General features: G+C 38.0%; 4 protein-coding genes. 1 reads left to right on the forward strand and 3 read right to left on the reverse strand.

Annotated features, from left to right (window positions below):
- Positions 1 to 6 precede the first annotated feature (6 nt).
- From AC3LHT_RS03165 to AC3LHT_RS03175, 3 genes are all read right to left on the reverse strand, one after another.
- Positions 7 to 375: a YbaB/EbfC family nucleoid-associated protein gene (locus tag AC3LHT_RS03165; protein ID WP_488661954.1), complete on the reverse strand. Its 369-nt coding sequence runs from the start codon at positions 373 to 375 to the stop codon at positions 7 to 9.
- Complete coding sequence (gene dnaX, locus AC3LHT_RS03170) at positions 359 to 1,873, reverse strand: DNA polymerase III subunit gamma/tau (protein ID WP_488661955.1); 1,515 nt, start codon at positions 1,871 to 1,873, stop codon at positions 359 to 361. Before dnaX ends, AC3LHT_RS03165 begins: the two co-directional genes overlap by 17 nt.
- Positions 1,874 to 1,999: 126 nt before the next feature.
- A complete protein-coding gene (locus tag AC3LHT_RS03175; RefSeq protein ID WP_488661956.1) occupies positions 2,000 to 3,793 on the reverse strand; it encodes a M3 family oligoendopeptidase in 1,794 nt (597 codons plus the stop codon).
- 170 nt (positions 3,794 to 3,963) lie between these two features.
- Between AC3LHT_RS03175 and AC3LHT_RS03180 the strand changes: the two genes are divergently transcribed.
- Complete coding sequence (locus tag AC3LHT_RS03180) at positions 3,964 to 4,344, forward strand: VOC family protein (protein WP_488661957.1); 381 nt, start codon at positions 3,964 to 3,966, stop codon at positions 4,342 to 4,344.
- The last annotated feature ends 57 nt before the right edge of the window (positions 4,345 to 4,401 follow it).

Here is a 4,401-nt window from a genome sequence, read left to right on the forward strand (position 1 = left end):
AGCTTATCAAATGATATCTTCAGGTAGTCCCATAGAACCTGTAACTTTTGCATACTCTTCATCTCTGCGCTTTTTGATTTCTTCAAGCACCTCATTTACTCCTGCGATGATAAGATCCTGAACAATTTCGAATTCTTCTTCCTTTAGTTCATCATCGATCTCTATCGCCTTTATCTTATAATCACAGGTTGCTATGACCGTGACAGCTCCACCACCAGCAGTCGCAGTTACTTCTATTTCTTTGAAAGACTCTTCCAGACCTTCCATTTGCTCTTGTGCTTTTTGTGCTTGTTTCAACAGTTCGTTCAAATTTCCACCTTTTTTGGACTTCTGCCCATAGCTACGTCCGCCAAACCCTTTAATTTTCTTGGCCATTTTCTTCCTCCTCCAATTCAACTTCTACACTATCGAATAAGGACATTATTCTTTTCATGTACGCTTGTTGCTCTGGTGGAAGTTTTGACAAAGCATCGCTGCTCTTTTTGCTTGCTTTAATTTCGTGGGCTGATAATTCCAGTTCCACACCCATTTCATTCTTTACAAGGTCACTTACTGCTTCAAAACGTTCTTTCAAGATGGCTTCTGCAAGGCAATAATCGGGCGAATAACTTATTTTTAGCTTTTTCCCCTTCGAAGCTTCTTGCAAAGACATATTAGAGAGTTTTAATAGTGTCCAGGAAAGAACGTGGTTTTTGGCATAAAGTTCTTCTAAAAACCTTGAAAGCTCATCTTCTTTTTTTTCTGTTATTGAATGCTCTTCGCCAATAGTTGCTGTTGTTTTTTTTGTGCTTTCAGCCATAGCTACATTTTGAGCAGGTAACCGATTTTCCTTTTCAGACAGTGTAATCTCGTGTAGCCCTCCTAATTTGTCAGCTTGAATGATGTTCAACGTTTCAAAAGCTCTTCTCTTGTCATCAGAAAACCTTAGCTCTCTCGAAATCTCCCAGAGTAATTTGACAAGTAAAGCCGCGGTTTTTATACCCATATCGCCGGAAGAAATCTTTTCCTTAACTCTTTCAATGGCTTGATCTAATAAAGCTTCGTGACTATAACCAAGTATAGACATCTCCTTTGAAATATCCATCAGTTGATCGTAGTTTGAAGAAAGGAGAGCAGAGAGATATTCTTCAACCACATCAGAAGGTAAAATGCCCAGAACATTCCTCACGTCGCTTTCGTTTATTTTACCTGAAAAGACTAAAACCCTTTGAAGTAAATTAACTGCATCTCTCATACCACCATGAGCAGCAAAGGCTATCAATCGCAAGCCTTCTTCGTCGAATTTCTTATTTTCACTGATCAATATTCTTTTTAAGTATTCGATAATTTGTTCGGTATTGAACGGTTTAAAGGTAAATATCTGACAACGAGAAAGCACGGTTTCAGGTACTTTTTCGATGTTAGTTGTGGCTAATATAAACAATATATGCTCAGGAGGTTCTTCAAGGGTTTTCAGCAACGCGTTAAATGCTTCTCTGGTGAGCATATGAAATTCATCGATGATGTAAACTTTGTACCTACCCATTGAGGGCCTGTAAGAGGCGGCATCTCTGATTTTTCGGACTTCATCAATTCCCCTGTAAGAGGCGGCATCTATTTCGATTACATCCATATGGCTCGAGTTGTCTATTGCCTTACAGGAATCACAAATACCGCATGGCCTCTCAGAAAATTTCTCAGCAGAACAATTAACTGCTTTTGCCAATATTCTTGCAGTCGTTGTTTTTCCGGTACCACGCGGACCATAAAATATATAGGCATGCGCTATATCGTTGTTGGTAATCGCGCTTTTCAGTACCTGCTTTACCTGTTCTTGCCCGACAATTTCATCAAAGTTGCGGGGTCTATACTTTCTATACAGTGCTTCTGACAAGTTTATCACCACTCTGAAAGGATTATATCAAAAAAGCTTGTTCTTTTCCGCTGTTGTTTTTAAATATCCTTTTCACTTATATTGTGAAATATTTAACAATCTTCTCTTTTATGAAAAATGCCGATATTACCCCCGCTCTTGAATAAGTGTGTTTAAGAGTGTGAGTAATTTTCTTTCAACAAAGTTGAACCCGCGCTGCCAAAACCTGGAATCTTTGAGGTCCACTCCTACTTTTTCAAGTAACTTTTCAGGTGAATCTGAACCTCCGCTTGAAAGCAGCTCAAGGTATTTAGGTACAAAGTTTTTGCCTTCTTCAAGATATTTTTCATAAAGTGATATAACAAGTAGCTGGGCAAAATTGTACGCATAGCAATAAAATGGCGTATGAAACATATGTGGAATGCCAGCCCATTCATAACCACTAAAACTGAAATATTCGATAGAATTGCCAAACATATTTTTGAGCTCTTGACGATATATATCAGATAATTCATCGAAAGTCATATATTGTTCTGAAATGGCGCTGTGAGCCTCTATTTCAAAACGTGTAAACATGTTTTGTCTGTGCATTGTGGCAAACATACCCTCTAGCTTTGAGGCGACAAATGAGATTTTTTCGTTCGGGTCCTCGATTTTTTCCAGAAGATAATCCATCATTATCATTTCGGAGAAAACCGAGGCGGTCTCTGCCATTGTCAAAGGTGTGTGATAATTTAGCATTGTTTGTTTCTGGGATAAGACGCCATGCAAGCCATGCCCCAATTCATGTGCCAGAGTCATTACATCATCCAGTTGACCTGTGAAGTTAACCAACACATAGGGATGTGTTTTGGGGCCAACATAGTAGCAAAAAGCGCCACCTCTTTTATCAGGAAGCACAGGAGCGTGTATGTAATTTCCATCAAAGAAATCTTTCACGATTGATGCGACTTTGCCGTCGAATCTTTGCATTGCATCCAGTACCATTTCCTTTGCTTCGTCCCAGCTATATAGCCTTTTGGTTGAACCGATTGGAGCATAAATATCGCTATGCTTTAGTTTACGCACGTTCAACAACTCGGCTTTCAATTTGTAGTATTTCTGTACTATTGTATTGTTATCCATGGTGGTTTGTATTAGCGAAGAAATGATTTCGTCAGAAACCTCGTTTTCGAAGTTTCTTGCGCTTATCGGTGCAGGAAATCCTCTGCGCTTATTTTCAATTATCCAATCTTTTGCGATGCTGTTGTATATGTTGGTAAGAACGATTTCGTTTTCTTTTAGTCTGCCAAAAAGCAGACTGAAAGCCTTCTCTCTCAAATTCGGATTTTCATGCATTCTCAATGCCCTGAGTTGACTTTCATTCATTATCTTCTTTTTGCCATCGATTTCCACTTCGTACCTTTGAGACGATTGAAATTCGCTATAAAGCTTCGTCATTGCCTGTTTTCCAGTGAGATTTTTAAGATTGATTATTTTTTCTTCTCCTTCGGAGAGCAAAAATCTCCGACTCTTTCTTTCTTTATCGACAAAGTGCCTGTAATTTGACAGAACATCTGAACTAAAAAGTTTTTCATACTTCTCATCGGAGAGTTGAGCTAGTTTCAACCTATGAGGAACCAGCTTGTTTTGGATTTCAGATGATATTTCTTGTGCCCTTGTGAAGAGTTTGTTAGCTTGCTGGTTAGCTGTATTTTCAGAAAGCAAGAGATAGGCATACATAACTATCCTTCCAGCCTTTTCATAAGTTTCTTCAAGCTTTTCAAAAAGCTCTTTCCATTGTTCGGGGGAAGCATCATTATTCCACAAAGTATTGAAGTCTTCAATAATTTTGTCAACCGCACTTCTGATTTCATCTATATCCTTTTCAATTGAAGGCGATTGTTGACTTTCGTATAATTCGCTAAGGTTCCATATGATTCCTTCAGCTTTTGTACTCATGTTTTCACTCCTTAATAGTGGAAATTGTAGAGAAAAAGAATTTGTAAATGATAAAATGAGGTGTTGAACCTTTTCAATTTTATCATGCTGTTGTATTTTCTCTGAACTTAATTAGGTGTGATACATGGAACACTAATCCGATAAAATTCATAAATGAGGGGATGGATAAAATGAAAAGAAAGAATGTGATTTATTATTGGGAAATTAATGCACAGAATGCTCCTGAACTTGCGAAATTTTACACCGATGTTTTCGATTGGGAATATGAGTATGAAGAGAGGAATGACTTCTTTTCTTTTAGCACAAGCGATGATAAGGGCGGAATAGATGGAGGAATTTTCACTGGAAAAGGTAAAATAAGACCTCATAGAGCTCTCTATGTACTGGTGGATAACGTAGATAATACAATCGAAAGAGTTAAACAAGCCGGAGGAACAATATTACAGGATCCCTTTGAAGCAGGAAAAGTAAAACTTGCCTTCTTTGAAGATCCCGAAGGGCATGTGACAGGAATTGTTGAAAAATTGGAAAACAAGAGGAATAGTATTTAGCGTATGTATATTGTTGTATAGTTGCTGTTTATAGTAGAAAGAGCATAACAGCGAAAT

Source organism: Kosmotoga sp., from assembly GCF_982836095.1.